Genomic DNA, 20,298 nt, shown 5'->3' with positions numbered 1-20,298 from the left:
GCCGGGCAGGACGGCGCCCGCGTTGCCGCTGTGCCGCGCCCAGTAGGTGATGGCCATGTCGCACCAGGACGCCCGGAGGAACTCGTCGCCGTGCCGGGACGCGTACTCCCGGGTGATGGTGTTCGGCCGCCCGGACATCCCGAGCGACCCGCGGGCCTCGGCGACCATCTTCGCCGCGGTCATCGCTTCTCGCCCTCCTCGCGCGTCGGCGGACCGCGGAAGATCCCCTCACGGTCGGGCGGACCGTAGAGCCGTTCGAGGATCTCCTGCTCGTCGGGCTCGGTGGCGACGTGCACGTCCGGGTGGACGTCCACCTCGTCCATGTGCTCGATCTCCTGGTTCATGCCGTCCTCCTGGTCGCGCACGCGCTTCCGGCTTCGCGGGCAGCCGCCGGCCGTGACCACGGTGACGCCGTCCTGGTGCCGCCCGTGCGGGCGTCGCTCGTCGCGGCCAGATTTCTGGAGGCGCATTGCCGAGACGGCGATACCGACGAAAGAATGATCACGCTCGGCAACGGGCCACTACAGAGAGTATGTCGCCCTGAATGCGGCGTTTCTCCAGCCGAACGGAAAGACCCTTGTCGCCCACCCAGCAGTCCTTGCTCTTCTCCGGATTGTTCAGGGCCTTGCGTCACACCCAGCCCAGGAAGCACCGCATGATGCAAGTTGTTCCGTCGCCCCAGGCCGGCCGGCGGGTTTTGAGAAACGGCTGTTCCCCCAGGGCCGGATGGGATTTCAGCCTTCCTGTTTCCCGACGGAGGGTGTTCGTCCGTCGGGCAGGCGGACGCCGGTCAGGGGCTCGAAGGCGTTCGCGGTCGCGCCCGGGCGCAGAGGCTCGGCCTGGCCGCCTCCCGTGACGGGCAGGCGGCTGCCGTCGACCGCCGGGTCGACGTAGTGGGCGAACCAGGCGTCCAGGCGTCCCGCCAGCTCGGTGCGGACGGCCGCCGATCCGGGGTCGTCGACCAGGTTGCGTTCTTCACCGGGGTCGGCGGCCAGGTCGTAGAGCTCGTGCGGGCCGTGCGGGTAGCGGTGGACGTACTTCCAGCCCTCGGTTCTGATCATCCGGACGGGCCCGTACTCGTCGAACACGATCACCGATGAGCGGCCGTCGCCGGGCGCCCCGGACAGGACGTCGGAGAACGACCTGCCGGGCAGCCCGCCGCCGTCGTAGGGCAGGCCGAGATGGTCCATCAGGGTGGGCCGCAGATCGTACGCCGACAGGAGCGCCGGGCTCACCCGGCCGGCGGGGATGCGGCCCGGCTGGCTCACGATGGCAGGCACCATGACGGAACTGTCGTACATGTTCTGGGGGAAGGTGCCGTTGCCCTTTCCCCAGATGCCGTGGTGCCCGCAGTTGAACCCGTTGTCGCTGGTGAAGACGACCAGGGTCGACTCGGCCAGCCCCGAACGCGCGAGCGATTCCATCACCCTGCCGATGCCCGCGTCCATCGCCGACACCGCCGCGAAGTACCCGACCAGGGCGGCGCGCACGTCGGGTTCGCCGCCGACCGGCGTGCCGTCCGTTTCCAGAGGCTGCCAGGGATGCGGGGAGCCCTGCGGGCAGGAGGCGAAGGCGCAGTCGTCGTAGAGGGCTTCGAACTCGCGGGGGTGATGCCCCTTCCACGGCTTGTGGGGGGCGGTGTAGTGCAGCGACAGGTAGAAAGGCTCGTCGCGCCGCGCCTCGTCGGCGACGAACGCGCACGCCTGGTCGGTGAGCACGTCCGTGAGGTAGTCCGGCGGCTGGAGGCGGGCGCCCTCGTCGTAGAGCACCGCGCGGTGGTACGGGCCGCCGCCGCTCTCGTGGGCCAGCCACCGGACGAATCCCGGCCGGGGCCGGTCGTTGGCGCCCAGGTGCCATTTCCCGATCATGCCGAGCCGGTAGCCGGCCTCGTGCAGGTCGTCGGTGAACAGGCGCCGTCCCCGGAGGAAGTCCGCGCCGTCGGCTCCCGCGTGCCGCCTGCTGATCCAGTCGTGGACGCCGTGCTGGGACGGGATCTGGCCGGTGAACAGCGAGGCGCGGGCCGGGGAGCACACCGGCGACACGCAGAAGAAGCGCGACAGCCGGACGCCGGAGGCGGCCAGGGAGTCGAGGCTCGGGGTCCGGATCTCGGGGTTGCCCGCGCAGCCCAGGGCCCAGTGGCCCTGGTCGTCGCTCAGGATGAGCAGGACGTTGGGGCGGGCGGGGTCACGGCTTGCCAATGAGGTCTCCGGAGGAGAGCGAGACGGGCGCGCGGCGTTCCGCGGAGGAGTAGGCGGCGAGCACGGCCTGGACGACGCGGCGGCCGTGCGGGCCGTCCGCGGCGGGCCGCGTTCCGGTGGCGACGGCGCGGGCGAAGTCGGTGAGCTGGGCCGCGAAGGCCGAGGGGATGTCGTCGGGGGCCGGGCGGTGCAGCCACGTCTTGGCGCCGTCCTTGTGGACGACCGTGCCGGTGTGCGGGGAGGCCGACAGCGTCCCCGTCTCCCCCACCACGACGACTTCGTCGTGCGGGGGCAGCGGGCCCGTGCTGGTCACCGCGATGTGCGCGGTCAGGCCGCCGGTGAGAGTCAGCCGCGCCAGGACGTCGGTCTCGACCGGCGGGTCCTTGAGCGTCGCGTCGACCCGCTCGATGTCCCGGCCGCTGAGCCACAGCAGCCTGTCCACGCAGTGGGCCCCGATGTTGATGAACACTCCGCCGCCGGACAGCCGCGGGTCCAGGAACCAGTCCGGACGGGAGCCGGCGCGGTAGTCGGAGCCGCGCCGGTCGGAGACCAGCACCGGTTCGCCGATCTCGCCCGCGACCAGCGCGGCCCTGGCCGCGGCCTTGTCGGGCAGATGGCGCTGGATGTGCCCGACGGCCAGCCGCACGCCGGCCGCGGCGCAGGCGGCGATCATCTGGTCGCAGTCGTCCAGCGAGGTGGCCATGGGCTTCTCGACCAGCACGTGGAGCCCGGCCGCCGCCGCGTCGCAGACGATGCCGGTGTGCGCGGCGTGCGGGGTGTTGACCAGGACGGCGTCGACCTCCCCGGCCGCGATCAGGTCCCGGTGGTCGCGGTAGTGGCGGGCGCCGAGCGGGGCGGCGACGCGGCGGGCCGTCGCCGGGTTCAGGTCGCACACCGCCGTGACGGCGACGCCGGGCACGCGCCGTGCGGCCTCGATGTGCAGGAGGCCGACGGCGCCCGCGCCGATCAGCCCGAGACGCAGGTCAGTCATGAAGGGGTCTCCCTCTGGGCGGCGCCGCAGGACCGGCGCACGACGATCTCCGGGCGCAGCCGGATCTGGTGGACCGGCAGGTCGGGCTCCCGCATGCGCTGGAGGACGAGTTCGGCCGCGCGGCGCCCGAGCGTCCGCTTCGGCGGGGACACCGCGGTGAGCGGGATCTCCGCCATCTCGGCGATCTCGTCGTCGTAGGCGACGATCGCCAGGTCGCCGGGGACGGCGAGGCCGAGGCGCCGCGCTGCCGAGACGACGAAGGCGGCCTCCTTGTCGCCGAAGCACACCGCGGCGGTGGCCCCCTCCCCGGCGATCCGCCGGACGTTGTCCTCCGCGACCTGGGGACTCCAGGCGCGCATGGGCGCAGAGAACGGGGGGACGACGGTCAGGTCCAGGTCAGACACCGCCGCCTGGAACCCGCGGCTCACCGGCTCGCAGGTGGGGTTCTCCGAGCGGGTCAGCAGGGCCAGGCGGGTGTGGCCGAGCGCGGCCAGGTGGCGGACGGCCGAGTAGCCGCCCGCCCGGTGGTCGGTGCGGACGTGGTCGGCGTGGTCGTCGTGGCCGTCCAGCCCTCGCTCGATCAGGACGGTGGGCACCGGCAGCCCGGCCAGGTGGCGGACGACCGCCGCCGGGTCCGGCGAGCCGATGAGGGTGGGCACGACCAGGAGGCCGTGGACGCCGGAGCCGAGCATGCGCTGCAGCGCCGCCTCCTCCTCCGCCGGGTTGTAGTGGGCGCACGCCAGCATCAGGCGGGCGCCGGCCGACGCGAGGGTCTCCTCGATGCCCTTGAGGACCTTCGGGTAGTACAGGGTCGTGTCCGGGACGATCACGCCGACGACCGAGCCCTCGCCGTGCACCGCCGGCCGCTGCCCGGCCACGAAGGTGCCCGCGCCCTGCCGCCGGACGACCAGCCCTTCCTCGGCCAGATCCTCCATGGCGCGGCGGACCGTGGTGAGGCTGACGCCGTGGAGGCGGGCGAGTTCCTGCTCGGTCGGCAGCTTCGCTCCGGCGACCCACGCGCCCGAGCGGATCTGTGCGCGCAACTGCCCGGCCATCTTCCGGAATTTCAGTTCCCTGCCCGCCGCGGCGTTGTCCGCGCTCTTCTTTCTTTCTGCACTCATTTCGCCCCTGCACTCATTTCAACGAACCGAGCGTCATGCCTTCGATGATCCGCCGGCCGAGCCAGACGTAACCCACCAGGAGCGGCAGCACCACGGTGCAGACTCCGGCGAACAGGCCGCCCCAGTCGGCGCCGTTGTACTGCATGCGTTGCAGGAAGCCGAGCAGCGCGATCGACAGTGTGGCCTTGTGCTCGCTCTGCAGGAAGATCAGCGCGAACAGCGTCTCACCCCAATGTTGGATGATGTTGAGAATCAGCGCGGTGATCACGCCGCTGCGCGCGAGCGGCAGCATGATCTGCCAGAACGTGCGGTTCGGTGAGGCGCCGTCGAGCGCCGCGGCCTCCTCCAGTTCCCTCGGCAGCGATCCGAAGAATCCGGTGAGGAAGAACACCGTGAACGGCATGGAAGTGGCGACGTAGAGGATCCACAGCCCCACCAGGCTGTCCACCAGGTACAGCCGGTTCATCATCACGTAGAGGGGCAGGATCATGACCTGCGCCGGAATCCCCAGCCCGAGGGCGAAGAAGACGGTCAGGCCGGCGTTCCAGCGGTTGAGCAGGCGGCTGAGCGCGTAGGCGGCGGGTGCGGCGAGCGCGATCGTCGCCACCGCCGTTCCGAACACCACCATGACGGTGTTCAGGGTGGCGACGCCGAAGTCGCTGGCCTGCCAGGCGCGCGCGTAGTTGCCCCACCGCGGGTCGGTGGGCACCCCCCACGGGTCGCTGAAGACCGCCCGGGTGGACTTGAGCGAGTTCAGCACCATCCAGACCGCGACGGCCACGCTGAAGAGGGCGAACAGCCAGGCGAAGGCGGCTCCCGCGTGCCTGGCCGGCCGCGGCGCTCTGCGTATCACGGACACCCCGGTCTCCTCTCAGTACTGGACGCCGTCGCGGCGGAACAGGCGGCGCAGCAGCACCACCAGCACGGCGACGAGGGCGAGCATGACCATGCCGGTCGCGGCCGCGGAGCCGTACCGGGGTACGCCGCTGAAGGCCTCGGCGTAGGCGTAGACGGCGGTGTTCCACACGTGGGTCGGCGGGAGCTGCCCCGCCGCGCCGGCGAAGGCGTAGATGAACTCGAAGAGCTTGATCGCGTGGATGCTCCAGAGCACCGAGCAGACGCCCACCACGTCCCACATCAGCGGGAGCGTCACGTGGCGGAACCGCTGGAGCGCGGTCGCGCCCTCCAGGTCGCACGCCTCGTACAGCTCTTTGGGGATGCGGTCCACCGCCGCCATCAGGATGGTGGTGAAGAACCCCGTCTGCGCCCACACCAGGCCGATCATGATGACGGAGAACAGGTGGGCGCCCAGCCAGTTCGGCGGGTGGGACAGGCCGGCGCCGCGCAGCGCGGTGTTGACCACTCCGTCGGCCTGGAAGAGGAATCCCCAGAGGATGGACAGCACGATGCCGGAGACGATGTTGGGGAAGAAGATGATCGACCGGACCGCCTTCCGTCCCACCATGTCCCGCAGGATGATCGTCAGCACGAAGCTCAGCGCGAACGTCGCCCCGCCGACGACGAACAGGATGACCAGCGTGTTGGTGAACGCGTCGTGGAAGACGGGGTCCAGCATCAGCCGGCGGTAGTTGTCGAGCCCGGCGAACCGCATCGGCCCCGCGCCCGCCCAGTCGTTGAAACTGATCCAGGCGGTCACCAGCGTCGGCACGATGTAGAACACCATGTACAGCAGCAGCGCGGGGGCGACGAACGGCCAGAACAGGCGCCTGCGGCGGCGCTCCAGCGGACTGGCCTGCGCGGCGGCGGCGGGGCGCGCGGGACGGGCCTCCCGGACGGCGGTGACGGCCATCAGCGGTTGAGCTTCCAGTAGTCGACCGTCGCCTTCTTGAGCCTGGCGACGAACTGCGCCGCGGAGATCCTGCCCGTGACCAGATCGGTGTCGGCCGGCTGGAAGACCTTGGTGTACCAGCCGGACTGGTTCATCTTCACACCGTCGAGGTCGGGGACCGTCTCGGCGCCGTCCAGCGTCTTCTTCACGTCGGCCTGCACGGCCGGGACCGGGATGTCGGCGCGCGTGGTGAGGTTGCTCGCCACGGTCGAGATCTTCGACAGCCGTTCCTTGTTCATGAAGTAGGCGATGAACTGCTGGGCCGCTTCGGAGTGCCGCGCGTTGCGCGGAATGCCGAACCCGATCAGCGAGACCGGCTGGACCTGCTTGCCCGCCGCGCCGGACGGGAAGGGGAAGGAGCGGTACTGGAAGCTCTTGGGGGCCGAGGTCAGGGTCTCCTTCGGCGCCCAGTTGCCCATCAGCAGGAAGTCGGCGCCCCCGGTGGCCCACTTCTGCTGCATGGCCGGGAACTTGCTGCCGTTGTACCCGTCGGCGAAGTATCCGCTCCTGACGAGTTTCTCGATCTTCTGGACGGCGGCCAGGAACGCCGGGTCGTCCATCTTGGCGCCCGTCCTGTCGGTCGCGGCCGCCGCGAAGGCGCCCGGCCCCATGTCGGCCAGCACCGCCTGGTAGGTCCAGTAGGCGGGGTAGTCGGCGACGTCGGCGTCCAGTGCCAGCGGGCCGCCGCCGCGGGCGGCCTTGCGCTCGCCCAGCAGCTTGACGAACGCGTCCCAGGTCCGGGGCGGCGCTTCCGCCACGTCCTTGAGCGCTCTGCCGTCGTACCAGATCTGGGGCACCAGCACCTCGTACGGCAGGAGCCAGGCCCTGCCGTCCTCGGTGGCGTACCGGCGGTACCGGGGGTCGACGACGTCCCCGACGGTCTTGCCCGCCTCGCCGGGCACGGGCCGCCTGTAGACGGGCGCGAGGTCCAGGCCCTGCCCGGTGGCCTCGAACGTGGACTTCACGAACCGGTCGGCCGAGTCGATGAGGTCGGCGGGCACGTTGCGGGTGTTGAGCGTGGGGGCGAGCTGCTTGGCGACCTCGCGCCCCTTCCACTCGACCTTCACCTTGATGCCGGTCTCCTTGGTGAAGGAGTCGATCGCGCCGGACAGGACCTGCGCCTGCGGCTCACCGGCCTTCCACATCGACCAGTAGACGAGGGACTTGGGATTCTGCTCGCCGCCGCCGGAACAGGCCGTCGCCGCGACGGCCACCGACGCGACGAGGGCTCCGCCGATCATCCGGCGACGTAGTTGAGGGGGGAGGGATCCGTACATCGGACATCACTCCTAGAGATGGAACCGATGTCGGTATCTTGGAGAACAGTCATCTTGTAGTCAACATGATGAATTAGGAATGAATCTCTCTGAACTGCCTTGACTCTTCGTGGAGACGGCCGTCCGAGTGAGGATCGGCACGCAAAGAGTACGGATTCATTCCTCCGATCGCGCCGGAGACGGCATCGCTCGACCAGCCGCGCCCTGCGGCGGATTGGACGCCCGTGATCGATCTCGCCTTCTCCACGCTGGGGGTCCCCGGCCTGCCGTTGCCGGAGGTGCTCGGGCTGGCCGCCCGCGACGGGTACACCGGGCTGGAGCTCCGGTGCGCCGACGGCGAACCGGTCGGGCCGGACATGCCGGCTCCCGAGCGGCGCCGGGCGGCCGCGGCGTTCCGCGAGGCGGGCGTGACCCCGCTGTGCCTGGCCTCCTACATCAAGATCGCCGCGCCCGGCCCCGACCGGCCCGTCCTCGACGCACTGCGCCGCCATCTGGAACTGGCCGCGGACATCGGCAGTTCCCGCCTGCGCGTCTTTCCGGGCGGCCTCGACCGCCCGGCGGCGGTCCGGCGGCTGAACCAGGTCGCCGCCGACGCCCGGGACCACGGCGTCCGCGTGCTGGTCGAGACGCACGACTCCCATCCCCGGGGGCGGGACGTCGCGGCGCTCATCGCGGACGCGCCCGGTACCGGCGCGATCTGGGACGTCCTGCATCCCCGGCTGGCCGGTGAATCGCCCCTCGCCACCTACGCCGCGCTGGCCGACCGGCTGGCGTACGTCCAGTTCAAGGACGTCTCGCCGACCCGGGCGCCGGTCCCGCTCGGCAGCGGCGTCCTTCCCCTGGACGAGGTCGGCGAGGTCCTCGCGCGCGGCCGGTACCGCGGCTGGGTCAGCTGGGAGTACGAGGCCGCCTGGTTCCCCGAGGCGGCCCCGCTCCCCACACTCCTGGCCGCGGGAAGGAAATGGTTCTCGCGGCTCGAAAGCCGGCGGTGAGCCGGAACCGGTCCACTCAGGCGGGTTCCAGGCGCATCTGCACGGGCCGGCCGTCGACGGTCCGTATCGCGACGACCGTCGAGCCGCTCGCGGGCGCCGCCTGCGCCTCCCCGTCCGCTTCGCGGATGCGCCATGCGCCGTCCAGAGTGACCCGCACTGCGTGCGGCCGGCTCGGATCGTTGCGCCAGCTCACCGCGAACGGGCTGACTCCTCCGACGAACCGGCCACGGTGGTCGTACTGGTCCGGGTCGTTCCCCTCGTACAGGCGCAGGTCGGGATCGGTCACGGAGAGGACGAGCGCGTCCCCGGCACGGCGCAAAAGGATCATGCAGGGTGTGTCGACCTCCGCGACCGGCGCGACCGCGAGCCGCCGGCCGGGCTCGAAGACGGCGTAGCCGGTGATGCCGGTGGCGCGGTCCCTGACCACGTGGGCGCCGTCGTCGCGGCGCAGCACCTGGTACGGCGCGGCGGCCGTCTCTCGCATCCGGTCGGTGAAGTCGGTCATCTCCTGCGGGGACGCGCCGACCACGATGGCGTACTCGTAGCCGCCCCTCCGTGGTGCGCGGCCGTGCTGGAGCCATGCGGTCGCGAAGTCGGCACTGGTCTGCCGGGCGCCGCTCTGGTCCCGGGACGTCTGGGCGGAGCGGGACAGCCCGACGGTCTGCCCGGCGGCGAGGTAGTAGCCGTTGCCGACGTGGTCGACCAGCCAGGTCGGCCGGGGGATCCGCTCCAGCCGCTCGGTGTGGGGGAGGCTGGTGATCGGCCCGCGCCCGCCGAGGACGGTCGGGGCGGAGGGATCGGCCAGGTGGGCCTGGAACAGCGTCGTCTCGGTCTCGTGCCGCCGGTCGTCGTTGCGGATGCCCGACCCGAGCGCGATGACGCGGTCGTCGAACAGGAACACCGACGTGCGGGCGCGGTGCCCGGCGTCGTACTTGGGGTGGCCGTGCAGCTCCATCGCGAACATCCCGTGGCGCCCGTCGATGGTGTGGGCGCCGGCGAAGCGCGCGTCCGTCAGCAGCATCTCCTCGATCGTCCCGGACAGGTCCGCCTCAAGCTCGTCCAGGGGCAGGTGGACGGTGGTCGTGCCCGGCCACCGGTTCCAGTCCCAGCCTTCCTCGCGGAACCCGCTGTCGAGGTTGTTGACCGGATCACCGCGGCCGAGGACCTGGATCTGCCCGTAGGTGCAGTAGCGGCCGTAGACGTTGCTGAGGGGGTAGATCTCGGTTCCCCACAGGTAGCGGTTGTGGCCGCGGACCGCGACCAGCCATTCGTCGCGGCGGTGCAGGGCCAGGGCGGCGTAGTTCAGGGCCCAGCTGCCCTGCGGGGCCTGCTCGGCGGTGATGCCCGCCGCCTTCACCTGCTGGGCCGCCTTGTTCTGCGCCGAGGACGGGCGGGCCGGCAGGAGGCGCAGGAACGCGGCGCCCAACTCGGGATCGATCCCGGCGGCGCCGTCCGGGGTTCCGGCCAGCGCCAGCCACTGGAACGGTGTGACGGAGAGCGAGGTCTTCCCGGTCGGGTGCCGTCCGGTGATGCTGAGCGGCCAGTTGTCCCTGTCGGCGTAGATCCGCATCATCAGCACGGCGCGCTTCACGGCCGTGTGCGCCTCCTCGGAGAGCGCGAAGGCGGTGCGGCTCAGGACCGTGATGACGGGCGAGAGGCCGTTGAACCCGTCCCGCGCGTAGTCGGGGTAGAAGCCGACGTGGTGGAAGGCGCCGCCGTCGGGCTTGAGCCCGTCCTGGATGCCCGGCGCGGGGACGAGCGCGTGGTCGAGCCATCCCTTGAGCGCCTTGAGGTAGGCGACCTTCTCGGCGTCGGAGTCCATCAGCAGGATCGCGGCGAGGATCCCTCGGACGGTGGTGTTGACGATGTCCATGACGCCGCCGTAGGGAGCGGCGTCCTCCCAGTCGCAGAAGATGCGTCCGAGGCCGGTGAGCCAGGTCAGATCGGCGCGGACCTCGTCGAGCAGCCCGGCGGAGGCCAGCACCTCGCGCATCAGGTGGACCGAGTCGTAGTAGCCGCGGATGTCGTAGCCGAGATGGTGCACGGTGCCCTGGCAGCTGCCGAAGGCCCAGCCCCGGTCCCGCAGGTGCGCGACGAGCCGCAGGTACTGGTCGCCGAGCGGCCGGCGCAGTTCGGCGTCCGCGGAGGCGTGCGCTCGCGCGATCTGCTGCATCAGGTCGGTGCAGTCCCGCAGCCGGACGGCGTTCACGTGGGCGTTCAGATCGGCGGCGAGGTCGGCCGGATAGATGTCCGCCTGGTGGCTGAAGACGGGACGTCCTTTACCGCGCGGAGCGTCCGGCGCGGGAATGCCGAATTCGGCGAGCTTCGCGTCGAAAGCGGCGACGGTCGAGGAATCCGCCTTGAGGGGCACGGCGGTGTAATCCAGGTATCCGGTGAGGACGCGTTGCAGGGAATCGCGCTCTCGCGGGGACGGCGCCGGCGTCGGCGGACGATGGGAGTTCAGCAGTCCGTTGAAATGCAGGAGTGCCAGCCAGTGGGCGTTGTCGGCACTGGCGACCTCGCGGTTCACCATCGGTACCTGAAGGTCGCCGGTGGGGTGGTCGGGGCGGATCGCGGTGTTGAGGAATATCTGGTCGAGATGCAATGTCCCGGCGGGAACACCGCTGGGAGCGATGATCCGGACGGTGTCCATGCCCCGGTGGGGCCGCCCCGACATGTCGTGGTCGTAGCGGGCCCACGCGGTGCGCCAGCCGGAGAATCCGAGGTGGAGGTCGAACCAGGCGTCGGTCCGGTCCGGGCCCCGGCCGAACTCGAACCGGACGACGCCGTCCAGCGGGGACGGGTTGTGGATCCAGACGGCGAAGGCGTCGACCGTGCCGCTGAATGCCTGGTCGGCGCCGGGACGGTAGGCGGCGGGTGCGTAGTGCAGGTCGGCCCGTACCGTGATCGCGCCCCCGGGCTCGTAGTCCCACCGCAGCGACCGCGTCCCGGCCATGACCGCGGTGTCGCTGACGGCCAGCCGCGAGCCGGCGCCCGCGCTCATCTGCGGCGGCACGGCCGTCTCGAAGAGCAGCAGCGGAGGCTTCAGCGCCAGTGCCCGCCGCTCGAGGTCGGTGGCGGCGGGCGCGGCCGACGCGGTCAGCGGACTGAAGGGCACCGAAAGGCCCGCGGCGCCCAGCGCCGCCCAGCCCAATACCGTCCTGCGCGCGATGGGGCGGGGTTCGTCCGTCATGGCGATTCTCCTGTAACCGGTGGCTCTCGCGGCTCAGCATCAGATCCGGCGCGAAGGAGAGGATTCAAGAGTCAATGAGGAGAACTTCGCCTTTTGGCGTGAATCTGCGTGGGGCCGATCCAAGAAAACAGATCATGACGGCTACGCCCCCGGGCGCACCCGCACTTCGGAGACGTCGGCTGAATCCCGTTCAGCGGCGCCCGCAAACCCGGTGGTAATCGGCCACGAAGACGCTCACGGCGCTCCGGCACCGGCGCGTGCCAGCAGTGCGGCGCCCAGAAGACCGGCCCGGTCTCCGAGTTCCGCGCGGACGATCCGGGGGACGCGCTGAAAGGTCAGCCGGGCCGACAACGAGGCGCGCAGCGGCTCCAGCAGGAGCTCACCGCTCCCGGCCAGCCCTCCGCCGACGATGACCAGTTCCGGCGCGCAGACCGTGGCGTAGGCGCCGAGGGCGACGGCGAGCGCCTCGACCGCCTCCCCCCAGACCGCGACGGCGACCGGGTCGCCCGCCGCCACGCGCGCCGCGACCTCGGCCGCGGTCACCGGCTCCCCGGCGCGGGCGGCGTAGGCGCCGGCGATCGCGGCCGCCGAGGCGTACCGCTCCAGGCAGCCCCGGCCGCCGCATCGGCACGGCCGGCCGTCCGGCTCCACGCGCAGATGGCCGATCTCCCCCGCGTAGCCGCCGGCGGCGTACGGGCGGCCGTCAAGGATCATCGCGCCCGCGATCCCCGTCCCGATCGGCAGGAACAGCAGATCGCGGCAGTGCCGGCCGGCCCCCAGGACCGATTCGGCCAGACCGCCGGCGCGCACGTCGTGCCCGATCGCGATGGGCAGTTCCGTGCGCTTGGCGAGAAGGGCGGCCAGGTCGAGGTCGCGCCAGCCCAGGTTGGCGGACAGGACCACCCGGCCCGCGGCCTCCTCGACGATGCCGGGAAGCGCGACGCCCACGGCGCCGGCGGCGCATCCACCCGCTTCCGCCTCATCGAGCAACTCCGTCACCAGGTCGAGCACGCGCGCGGCCACGGCGTCCGCCCCCTCGGCGGCCCCGGTGTCGCGGGTGCGATCCAGCAGGACGTCGTGTCCGGGGCCGACGATGCCCGCCTTGATGCGGGTGCCGCCGACATCGAGCGCGACGACGCTCCCGGTGGGCCTGCGTGCCATCCCGTTCCCCCCGTCGGCGCGAGCCGAGTAAGCGCTTTCCATATGCGGGAACCGTAGGAACGGGAGGCCGCGGCGGTCAAGAGAGAAATGAGCGATGACCAGGGGCCGTTCACCGCACCCACCAGGGAGGGTTTTCGTCCGGAGCATTGACATTAATCGGGACCATCGTCCATGCTTCCCGGCATGGAGAAGCGGGCGGACGCGCTGCAACGGCTCCGGCAGACCCACGAGGGGGCCGTGCTGGCGGCGCTGCGCGGTGAGGGGCCGATGAGCCGCACGCGGCTCATCGAGCGCACCGGCCTGTCCCGCACGACGCTGTTCGCCATCATCTCCGAGCTCATGGAGCGCGGGGCGGTGATCGAGTCGGGGGCCGAGGACGACGGCCGGCCCCGCGGCCGGGGGCGGCCGGCGACCCGCGTCTCCCTCAACCCCGACGCCGGGCTGCTGATCGGCGTGGATCTCGGCCGGCGGCGGATCCGGGTCGCGATCGCCAACATCGCCCGGCAGGTCGTCGCCACAGCCGTGGACGACTCGGCGCCGGACGCGGACGAGAGCGAGCAGGCCGACCTCGCCGTCGCGCTGATCCGCAAGGTCTGCGACGACCGCGGCATCGGGCTGCGCGCGCTGGAGGCGATAGGGATCGGCCTGGTCGGGGTGATGGACGCCTCCGACCGGCGGCGGCGGGCCGCCGAACGCCTGGAGTCCGCCTTCGCCACCCGCGTCGAGGTCGACAACAACGCCCGTCTCGCCGCGCTGGCCGAGCAGACGTGGGGCGCCGCGCGCTCGGCCGAGGACGTGGTCTACGTGCGGTGGGCGGTCGGCGTCGGAGGCGGCTTCATCTCCGGCGGGCGGCTGCTGCGCGGGGGGCACGGGGCGTCCGGCGAGCTCGGCCACGTCTCGGTCGATCCGACGGGACCGCGGTGCCACTGCGGCGGGCGCGGCTGCCTCGAGGGACGGATCGGCGTGCCGGCGCTGCTGGAGGCCGCCGCGTCGCGGGGCGTCCGGCTGACGGGCACCGACGACCTGCTGGAGGCCGCGCGGTCCCGGACGCCCGCGGTGACGGGGGTGGTCGTCGAGGCGGCCCGCACGCTGGGGACGGTCCTGGCGGGCACCGTGGCCCAGCTCGACCCCCGGCGCGTCGTCGTCGGCGGGGACCTCGCCACGCTCGGCGGCCTGGTCCTCGATCCGATCAGGTCGGCGATCGGCGAACTCGCCCTGCCGGGCGAGCCGCGGGCGCTCGACGTCGTCCCGGCCGACCTCGGGCCCGCCGCGTCGGCGATGGGCGCGATCGCCCTGGTCCTCAAGGAGCAGGACCCCCTCCCGCCCGGCCCGACGCCCGCCGACCCGTAGATCCCGCCCGGCCGGCACCCCGCAACAAGGCGCCTATTTTTGTAAACCCTCAGGAATTAATGAACGGAGTCCCGTGTCCCCTCGCAACGTCCTGATCCTCATGACCGACCAGCACCGGGTCGACACGCTGGGCTGCTACGGCAACCCGGTCGTGCGCACGCCGGCGCTGGACGGGCTGGCGGCGGAGGGCACCAGGTTCGACCGGTTCTACACGCCGACCGCGATCTGCACCCCGGCCCGCGCCTCCCTTTTCACCGGCACCCATCCGTTCCGCCACGGCCTGCTCGTCAACCCCGAACGCAACGGGGGCGCCAAGGACGAGGTGGACGACGACTTCCCCAACTTCGTCCGGCCGCTGCTGGACGCGGGCTACAACGTGGGCCACGTCGGCAAGTGGCACATCGGCCGCGAACGCGGCCCCGAGCACCACGGCATGGACGGCGAGCACCTGCCCGGGGCGCTGAACCCGTTCCACCATCCGTCCTACCGGGCCTGGCTCAAGGACAACGGGCACCCGCCGTTCAGGGTGCGCGAGGCGGTCTTCGGCAAGGCCCCCAACGACTCCGGGCGCGGCCACCTGATCGCCGGACGGCTGGACCAGCCCGCCGAGGCGACCGTCGAGACGTTCCTCGCCGACCGGACGATCGAACTGATCGACCGGTACGCCGCCGACGGGCGGCCGTTCGCGCTGACGTGCAACTGGTTCGGCCCGCACCTGCCCTACCTGCTGCCCGACGCCTACTACGACCTGTACGACCCGGCGGACGTGCCGCTGCCGGCGTCCATGGCCGAGACGTTCGCCGGCAAGCCCGACGTCCAGCGCCGCTACGCCGAGTACTGGTCGGCCGACCACTTCGACGCCGACGCCTGGCGCAAGCTGATCGCCGTCTACTGGGGCTACGTCACGATGATCGACCAGCAGGCCGGGCGGATCCTCGACCGGCTCCGCGAGCACGGCCTGTGGGACGACACGGCGGTCGTGTTCACCGCCGACCACGGCGAGTTCACCGGCGCGCACCGGCTCAACGACAAGGGCCCGGCGATGTACGAGGACATCTACCGCATCCCCGGGATCATCCGGGTGCCGGGCGCGCCCGTCCGCGCGGTCGACGAGTTCGCCACGCTGATCGACCTGCACGCGACGATCCTGGACCTGGCCGGGCTGCCGGCCGGCGATCCCTGCGACGGCCGGAGCCTGCTGCCGCTCATCGCCGGGGAGGACGACCCCCGCCCCGAGGTGGTCGCCGAGTTCCACGGCCACCACTTCCCCTACTCGCAGCGGATGATCCGCGACCGCCGCCACAAGCTCGTGTTCAACCCCGAGAGCGTCCACGAGCTGTACGACCTGGAGGACGACCCCCACGAGCTGCGGAACGTGTACCCGGCGCCCGCCTACGCGGACGTGCGGCGGGACATGACCGGCCGGCTCTACCGGGAGCTGCTGCGCCGGGGCGACCCGGCCTACACCTGGATGAGCTACATGGCCGACATCGGCGCCGGCCGGGCGCCCGACGTCGACGGCGTCGCGGACGAGGTCGCGTGATGGCCGCCGCCGACCGGCGGCGGGGGCGCCTGCGCGCCGCCTCGCTGACCCTCGCCTCGGCCGTGCTGGGCCTCGCGGTCTGGGTCGGGCTGTCCAAGAGCGGGGTCGACGGGTTCCCCGGCCCGGTCCCGGTGGCGCGCCGCGCCGGGGAGCTGATCGAGGACGGCACGCTGTTCGACGACCTGCTCGCCAGCCTGCGCCGCGTGCTGCTCGGCTTCGTCCTCGGCATCGTGCTCGCGGTCCCGGTCGGGTTCGCGATGGGCTGGTACCCGGTGGTGCGCGGGCTGTTCGAGCCGTGGCTCCAGTTCTTCCGCATGATCCCGCCGCTGGCGATCATCCCGCTGGCGGTGGTGCTGATGGGCATCGACGAGACCCCGAAGGTCTTCGTGATCTTCCTGGCCGCGTTCCTGTCCTGCGTCGTGTCCACCTACCAGGGCGTCGTCTCGGTCGACCGGACGCTGATCAACGCCGCCCGGGTGCTCGGCGCCGGCGACCGGACCCTGTTCACCGACGTGGTGGTGCCGGCCTCGACCCCGTTCATCCTGGTCGGCATGCGGATCGGGCTCGGGGCGTCCTGGGCCACGGTCGTGGCGGCCGAGCTGATCGCCTCGCAGGGCGGGCTCGGCTACCGGATGCAGCAGGCGCAGCTCTACTACGAGCTGCCGACCATCTTCGTGTCGCTGATCGTGATCGGGCTCACCGGACTCGCGATGGACCGCCTGCTGCTGCTCGCCGAGCGGCGGCTCACCGGATGGCAGGAGCGCCGATGAACAAGATCTCTTTCCGGGACGTCACCCACCGGTTCGCCTCGTTCACCGCCCTGGACGGCGTCTCGCTGGACATCGCCGACGGCGAGTTCGTCACCGTCGTCGGGCCGTCCGGCTGCGGCAAGAGCACCCTGCTGAACCTCGCCGCCGGGCTGCTCGCCCCGGACGCCGGGACCGTCGAGGTGGACGGCGCGCGGGTCGCGGGGCCCGGCCCCGAGCGCGGCGTCATCTTCCAGCAGTACGCGCTGTTCCCCTGGATGAGCGCGCGCAAGAACGTCGAGTTCGGGTTGAAGATCGCCGGAGTGTCCAAGAAGGAGCGCCGCGCGACCGCCGAGCACTACCTCGACCTGGTCGGCCTGGCCGACTTCGCCGACGCGCTCCCGAAGGCGCTGTCCGGCGGGATGAAGCAGCGGTGCGCCATCGCCCGCGCGTACGCCGTCGACCCGTCGGTGCTGCTGATGGACGAGCCGTTCGGCGCCCTGGACGCGCTGACCCGCGTCCAGCTCCAGGACGGGCTCCTCGACACCTGGACCCGGGAGCGCCGCACCGTCATGTTCATCACCCACGACGTGGACGAGGCCGTGTACCTGGCCGGACGGGTGGTCGTCATGGCCGCGCGCCCCGGCCGGATCCACAAGGTCGTCGACGTCGGGCTGCCCTATCCCCGCACCGAGGAGATCCGCCTGTCGCCGGAGTTCGACGAGCTCCGCCGCGAGGTCTGGACGGCCGTCTACCACCAGCCCCCCGCCCCGACCCCCGAAGGGACAGCACCATGAGATCTCTGCGCCTGCTGGCCGCGTCGCTTCTCCTGCTGACGCCGGCCGCCTGCGGCGGCGAGGACGACGGCGGGACGACCGTGAAGTTCGGCTACATCGCCGACTTCTCCGGCGCGGCCACCCTCGCCGCCGCCGACAGGCTCGGCCTGTGGGAGAAGGCCGGGCTCAAGCCCCGGCTGAAGGTCTTCACCAACGGCCCGCTCCAGATCCAGGCGCTCGGCGCCGGCGACCTCGACTACGGCTACATCGGGCCGGGCGCGACCTGGATGCCCGCGTCCGGCAAGGCCAAGATCATCGCAGTGAACATGCTCGGCCAGGCCGACCGGATCATCGCCGCCCCGAAGTCGGGGATCACGAGCGTCGCCGGGCTCCGGGGCAAGAAGGTCGCCGTGCCCGAGGGGACGTCCGGCGACATGCTCCTCCAGCTCGCGCTGAAGAAGGCGGGGCTGACCCCGAAGGACGTGCGGCGCGTGCCGATGGACCCGAGCACCGTGGTCACCGCGTTCTCGTCCGGCAAGGTGGACGCCGCCGCGATCTGGTACCCGCTGATCGACACCATGAGGAAGCGCACTCCCGGGCTGGTCGAGCTGTCCAAGAACGCCGACTTCTTCCCGGCCATGTCGTTCCCGAGCTCCTTCGTCGCCCGCAACCAGGTCGTGAAGGACGATCCGGCGACGGTGCGCAAGGTCATCAAGGTGCTCCAGCAGGCCAACGACTGGGTGGACGGCCACACCGCGGAGGCCGAGACGACGGCCGCGGCGTTCGTCAAGGTGCCCCCCGCGCAGTTCAAGGGCTCGTCCGCCGTCACCAAGACCTTCAGCTCGGCGGAGCTGACCCGGCTGACCGGGGACGGGACGGTGAACGGCTGGTACAAGGGCCTGTCCGACATCTTCGTCGCGATGGGCAAGCTGCCCTCCTCCCCCGACCCGGCCGCCTACTACACCGCGAGCCTCTACACCAACGCCGGCAGCAAGTGATCCCGGACCCGGCCGGCGTCCGGCCGGCCGGGCCACCGCCGAGGAGGCACACCCCCATGCCCCGTCAACGCCACCCCCTGTCCCGCCGCCGCACGGTCGCGGCCTCGCTCGCGGCCCTCCTCACCGCCGCACTCTCCCCGCTCGCCGCCGCGCCCGCGCGGGCCGGCGCGATCGGGGACCGTCCCGCCGCCTCGCTCGGCCTGGTGCCGAAGCCGGTGTCCGTCGAGGCGAGCGGCGGCCCCGGCTACCGTCTCGATCCGGCGACCTCCATCGTGGCGGTCGGCGGCGGGGCCGCGGCGCCCGCCGCCTACCTCGCGAAGGCGCTGCGGCCGTCCACCGGTTACCGGCTGCCGGTCGTGTCCGCGAGGACCGGCCGGAAGCCGATCGTCGTCAAGGTCGGCCCGGGGCTCGGACCGGCGGGCCGCCCGGAGGGCTACGACCTCGCCGCGAACCCGGCGCAGGTCGTCATCGAGGCGTCCACGGCCAACGGCGCCCTCAACGGCGTGCAGACCCTCCGGCAGCTCTTCCCCCAGTGGGCGGAGTCGCCCGCGAAGGCCCGCGCCGCCTGGACCGTGCCGCACGTCGAGATCACCGACTATCCGCGGTTCGCGCACCGCGGCATGATGCTCGACGTCGCCCGCAGCTTCTACCCGGTGGACGAGGTCAGGAGGTACATCGACGCCGCCGCGCAGTTCAAGGTCAACCGTCTGCACCTGCACCTGAGCGACGACCAGGGCTGGCGGATCGCGATGGACGCCCCCGCGGCGAACCCCTCGGGGATCGACTACGGCAGGCTCACCTCGGTCTCGGGCTCGACCGCGATGACGTACAACTCCGGCGGCCGGCAGATGGGCACGGAACTCGGCGTCACCGGCTTTTACACCAAGGCCGACTACGCCGAGATCGTCCGGTACGCGGGGGCGAGCGGCATGACCGTCGTCCCGGAGATCGACATGCCCGGCCACACCAACGCCGCCCTGCACGCGATCCCGCAGCTCAACAGCGCGGGCTCCAAGCCGGCCCTGAAGCCGGGAGAGACGACCGTCCCCGCCAACGGCACCCCCGACGTCGGGTACTCGTCGTTCGACGCCGCCAACCCGGTCACCTACGAGTTCACCAAGCAGGTCCTCACCCAGCTGGCGGCCATGACGCCCGGCCCGTACCTGCACATCGGCGGGGACGAGTCGCACAGCACGAGCGGCGCCGACTACACGACGATGGTCGACGCCTTCACCGGCCAGGTGAGCGCGCTCGGCAAGACGGTCGTCGGCTGGAACGAGACCGCCCGGACCGCGCTCCCGCGCGGCAACGCGGTCGTCCAGTACTGGGCGGGCGACAAGACCGCCGTGGCCGGCGCCGTCACGGGCAGGGGCGCCAAGCTGATCCTCTCTCCGGCCGCCAACACCTACGTCCCGCAGAAGCAGGACCCTCGGCAATCCCAGGGCGGCACGTGGGCCTGCGGCGGACCATGCGGCCTGGACCGGCACTACGGCTGGGACCCTGGAACGTTCATCCCCGGCACCTCCGAGAACGACGTCCTCGGAGTGGAGTCGGCCCTGTGGGGCGAGTTCATCCGGCGCCTCCCGCAGGCGCAGTACTACGCCTACCCGCGCCTGATCGCCACCGCCGAGGTCGGCTGGACGCCGCAGTCCCAGCGTGACCACACCGACTTCACCACCCGGCTCGCCATGATCGGCGGACGGCTGACGCTCCAGGGCGTCAACTTCTTCCCGACCGCCGGCGTCCCCTGGCGAACCGCCGCCCTCGGCGCCGACAGGACCGTACCGGCGGGCTCGACCGCCGGCGCCGCCTGGACGGTCACCGCCCCCGCCGCCGGCGCCCTCACCGGCACGGTCACCTGGAGCGACGGCGCCCAGGAGGACGTCACGCTCACCACGTCCCGTACAGCCAGCATCCCGGACATGCGCGGCAACGCCGCGTTCACCGCCGTCTCGAACCGGACGTTCACCACCCCCGGCACCTACACGGCCACCCTCACCCTCCGGCCGTCCGGCCAGGCGCCCGTGGAAGCGCCGCTGACCCTGACCGTCTCCTGAACCTCGTGTGCGGGGGACGGTCCCCGTCCCCGCACACCCATCGGAA

General features: G+C 71.9%; 16 protein-coding genes and 1 pseudogene. 7 read left to right on the top strand and 10 right to left on the bottom strand.

The features are described 5' to 3' along the window. The 8 genes and pseudogenes from AB0H37_RS41780 to AB0H37_RS41745 form a co-directional block, all read right to left on the bottom strand. Nucleotides 1-183, bottom strand: a pseudogene (locus AB0H37_RS41780) (hypothetical protein); the annotation flags it as partial. After that, a complete protein-coding gene (locus tag AB0H37_RS41775) occupies nt 180-470 on the bottom strand; it encodes a hypothetical protein (protein ID WP_329087324.1) in 291 nt (96 codons plus the stop codon). The gene AB0H37_RS41775 and the pseudogene AB0H37_RS41780, both read right to left, overlap by 4 nt. Nucleotides 471-734: 264 nt before the next feature. After that, nucleotides 735-2,198 (bottom strand): sulfatase-like hydrolase/transferase, encoded by a 1,464-nt coding sequence (locus tag AB0H37_RS41770; RefSeq protein ID WP_360618186.1) that lies wholly within the window; start codon nt 2,196-2,198, stop codon nt 735-737. Then, nucleotides 2,185-3,189, bottom strand: coding sequence for a Gfo/Idh/MocA family oxidoreductase (locus tag AB0H37_RS41765; RefSeq protein ID WP_360618185.1), 1,005 nt, complete (start codon nt 3,187-3,189; stop codon nt 2,185-2,187). Before AB0H37_RS41765 ends, AB0H37_RS41770 begins: the two co-directional genes overlap by 14 nt. Continuing rightward, nucleotides 3,186-4,310, bottom strand: coding sequence for a substrate-binding domain-containing protein (locus AB0H37_RS41760; protein WP_360618183.1), 1,125 nt, complete (start codon nt 4,308-4,310; stop codon nt 3,186-3,188). The genes AB0H37_RS41765 and AB0H37_RS41760 overlap by 4 nt, the downstream gene beginning before the upstream one ends. Nucleotides 4,311-4,323: 13 nt before the next feature. After that, the gene (locus tag AB0H37_RS41755) at nt 4,324-5,169 is read right to left on the bottom strand and encodes a carbohydrate ABC transporter permease (protein WP_360618181.1); all 846 of its coding nucleotides are present in this window, start codon (nt 5,167-5,169) and stop codon (nt 4,324-4,326) included. Nucleotides 5,170-5,181: 12 nt separating this feature from the next. Beyond that, nucleotides 5,182-6,120: a sugar ABC transporter permease gene (locus AB0H37_RS41750; RefSeq protein ID WP_360618180.1), complete on the bottom strand. Its 939-nt coding sequence runs from the start codon at nt 6,118-6,120 to the stop codon at nt 5,182-5,184. After that, nucleotides 6,120-7,436: an extracellular solute-binding protein gene (locus tag AB0H37_RS41745; protein ID WP_360618178.1), complete on the bottom strand. Its 1,317-nt coding sequence runs from the start codon at nt 7,434-7,436 to the stop codon at nt 6,120-6,122. Before AB0H37_RS41745 ends, AB0H37_RS41750 begins: the two co-directional genes overlap by 1 nt. 224 nt (nt 7,437-7,660) lie before the next feature. Here AB0H37_RS41745 and AB0H37_RS41740 point away from each other — a divergent pair, with 224 nt between their 5' ends. Then, nucleotides 7,661-8,428 (top strand): sugar phosphate isomerase/epimerase family protein, encoded by a 768-nt coding sequence (locus tag AB0H37_RS41740; protein ID WP_360618177.1) that lies wholly within the window; start codon nt 7,661-7,663, stop codon nt 8,426-8,428. A 16-nt stretch (nt 8,429-8,444) separates the two neighbouring features. On the opposite strand, the gene AB0H37_RS41735 is transcribed toward AB0H37_RS41740, so the two are convergent. Next, complete coding sequence (locus AB0H37_RS41735) at nt 8,445-11,621, bottom strand: chondroitinase family polysaccharide lyase (RefSeq protein WP_360618176.1); 3,177 nt, start codon at nt 11,619-11,621, stop codon at nt 8,445-8,447. A gap of 234 nt (nt 11,622-11,855) precedes the next feature. Continuing rightward, entirely contained in the window at nt 11,856-12,782 is a 927-nt protein-coding gene (locus AB0H37_RS41730; protein ID WP_360618175.1) for an ROK family protein, read from the bottom strand. 183 nt (nt 12,783-12,965) lie between these two features. Here AB0H37_RS41730 and AB0H37_RS41725 point away from each other — a divergent pair, with 183 nt between their 5' ends. The 6 genes from AB0H37_RS41725 to AB0H37_RS41700 all read left to right on the top strand — a co-directional run bounded on the left by AB0H37_RS41725 (nt 12,966) and on the right by AB0H37_RS41700 (nt 20,252). Beyond that, nucleotides 12,966-14,132 carry an ROK family transcriptional regulator gene (locus tag AB0H37_RS41725; RefSeq protein WP_360618173.1) on the top strand — a complete coding sequence of 389 codons (1,167 nt, stop codon included), beginning with the start codon at nt 12,966-12,968 and terminating at the stop codon, nt 14,130-14,132. Nucleotides 14,133-14,205: 73 nt separating this feature from the next. After that, nucleotides 14,206-15,675 carry a sulfatase-like hydrolase/transferase gene (locus tag AB0H37_RS41720; protein ID WP_329087302.1) on the top strand — a complete coding sequence of 490 codons (1,470 nt, stop codon included), beginning with the start codon at nt 14,206-14,208 and terminating at the stop codon, nt 15,673-15,675. Continuing rightward, nucleotides 15,675-16,445 carry an ABC transporter permease gene (locus tag AB0H37_RS41715; RefSeq protein WP_360618172.1) on the top strand — a complete coding sequence of 257 codons (771 nt, stop codon included), beginning with the start codon at nt 15,675-15,677 and terminating at the stop codon, nt 16,443-16,445. Before AB0H37_RS41720 ends, AB0H37_RS41715 begins: the two co-directional genes overlap by 1 nt. Beyond that, entirely contained in the window at nt 16,442-17,218 is a 777-nt protein-coding gene (locus AB0H37_RS41710; RefSeq protein WP_329087298.1) for an ABC transporter ATP-binding protein, read from the top strand. The genes AB0H37_RS41715 and AB0H37_RS41710 overlap by 4 nt, the downstream gene beginning before the upstream one ends. After that, entirely contained in the window at nt 17,215-18,195 is a 981-nt protein-coding gene (locus AB0H37_RS41705) for an aliphatic sulfonate ABC transporter substrate-binding protein (protein WP_360618171.1), read from the top strand. The genes AB0H37_RS41710 and AB0H37_RS41705 overlap by 4 nt, the downstream gene beginning before the upstream one ends. A gap of 56 nt (nt 18,196-18,251) precedes the next feature. Continuing rightward, the gene (locus AB0H37_RS41700; RefSeq protein ID WP_360618170.1) at nt 18,252-20,252 is read left to right on the top strand and encodes a family 20 glycosylhydrolase; all 2,001 of its coding nucleotides are present in this window, start codon (nt 18,252-18,254) and stop codon (nt 20,250-20,252) included. Nucleotides 20,253-20,298 lie beyond the last annotated feature (46 nt).

Source organism: Actinomadura sp. NPDC023710, from assembly GCF_040639875.1.
In the GTDB taxonomy this organism is placed as follows: domain Bacteria; phylum Actinomycetota; class Actinomycetes; order Streptosporangiales; family Streptosporangiaceae; genus Spirillospora; species Spirillospora citrea.
The sequence above is the reverse complement of the archived record's forward strand: the minus strand, read 5'-3'. Positions and strand labels throughout refer to the sequence as shown.

Excerpts from the sequence above, each read along its gene's own strand:
- AB0H37_RS41775 (WP_329087324.1), bottom strand. The coding sequence starts at position 470 with ATGCGCCTCCAGAAATCTGGCCGCGACGAGCGACGCCCGCACGGGCGG.
- AB0H37_RS41765 (WP_360618185.1), bottom strand. The coding sequence starts at position 3,189 with ATGACTGACCTGCGTCTCGGGCTGATCGGCGCGGGCGCCGTCGGCCTC.
- AB0H37_RS41760 (WP_360618183.1), bottom strand. The coding sequence starts at position 4,310 with ATGAGTGCAGAAAGAAAGAAGAGCGCGGACAACGCCGCGGCGGGCAGG.
- AB0H37_RS41750 (WP_360618180.1), bottom strand. The coding sequence starts at position 6,120 with ATGGCCGTCACCGCCGTCCGGGAGGCCCGTCCCGCGCGCCCCGCCGCC.
- AB0H37_RS41745 (WP_360618178.1), bottom strand. The coding sequence starts at position 7,436 with ATGTACGGATCCCTCCCCCCTCAACTACGTCGCCGGATGATCGGCGGA.
- AB0H37_RS41735 (WP_360618176.1), bottom strand. The coding sequence starts at position 11,621 with ATGACGGACGAACCCCGCCCCATCGCGCGCAGGACGGTATTGGGCTGG.
- AB0H37_RS41730 (WP_360618175.1), bottom strand. The coding sequence starts at position 12,782 with ATGGCACGCAGGCCCACCGGGAGCGTCGTCGCGCTCGATGTCGGCGGC.
- AB0H37_RS41725 (WP_360618173.1), top strand. The coding sequence starts at position 12,966 with ATGGAGAAGCGGGCGGACGCGCTGCAACGGCTCCGGCAGACCCACGAG.
- AB0H37_RS41715 (WP_360618172.1), top strand. The coding sequence starts at position 15,675 with ATGGCCGCCGCCGACCGGCGGCGGGGGCGCCTGCGCGCCGCCTCGCTG.
- AB0H37_RS41710 (WP_329087298.1), top strand. The coding sequence starts at position 16,442 with ATGAACAAGATCTCTTTCCGGGACGTCACCCACCGGTTCGCCTCGTTC.
- AB0H37_RS41705 (WP_360618171.1), top strand. The coding sequence starts at position 17,215 with ATGAGATCTCTGCGCCTGCTGGCCGCGTCGCTTCTCCTGCTGACGCCG.
- AB0H37_RS41700 (WP_360618170.1), top strand. The coding sequence starts at position 18,252 with ATGCCCCGTCAACGCCACCCCCTGTCCCGCCGCCGCACGGTCGCGGCC.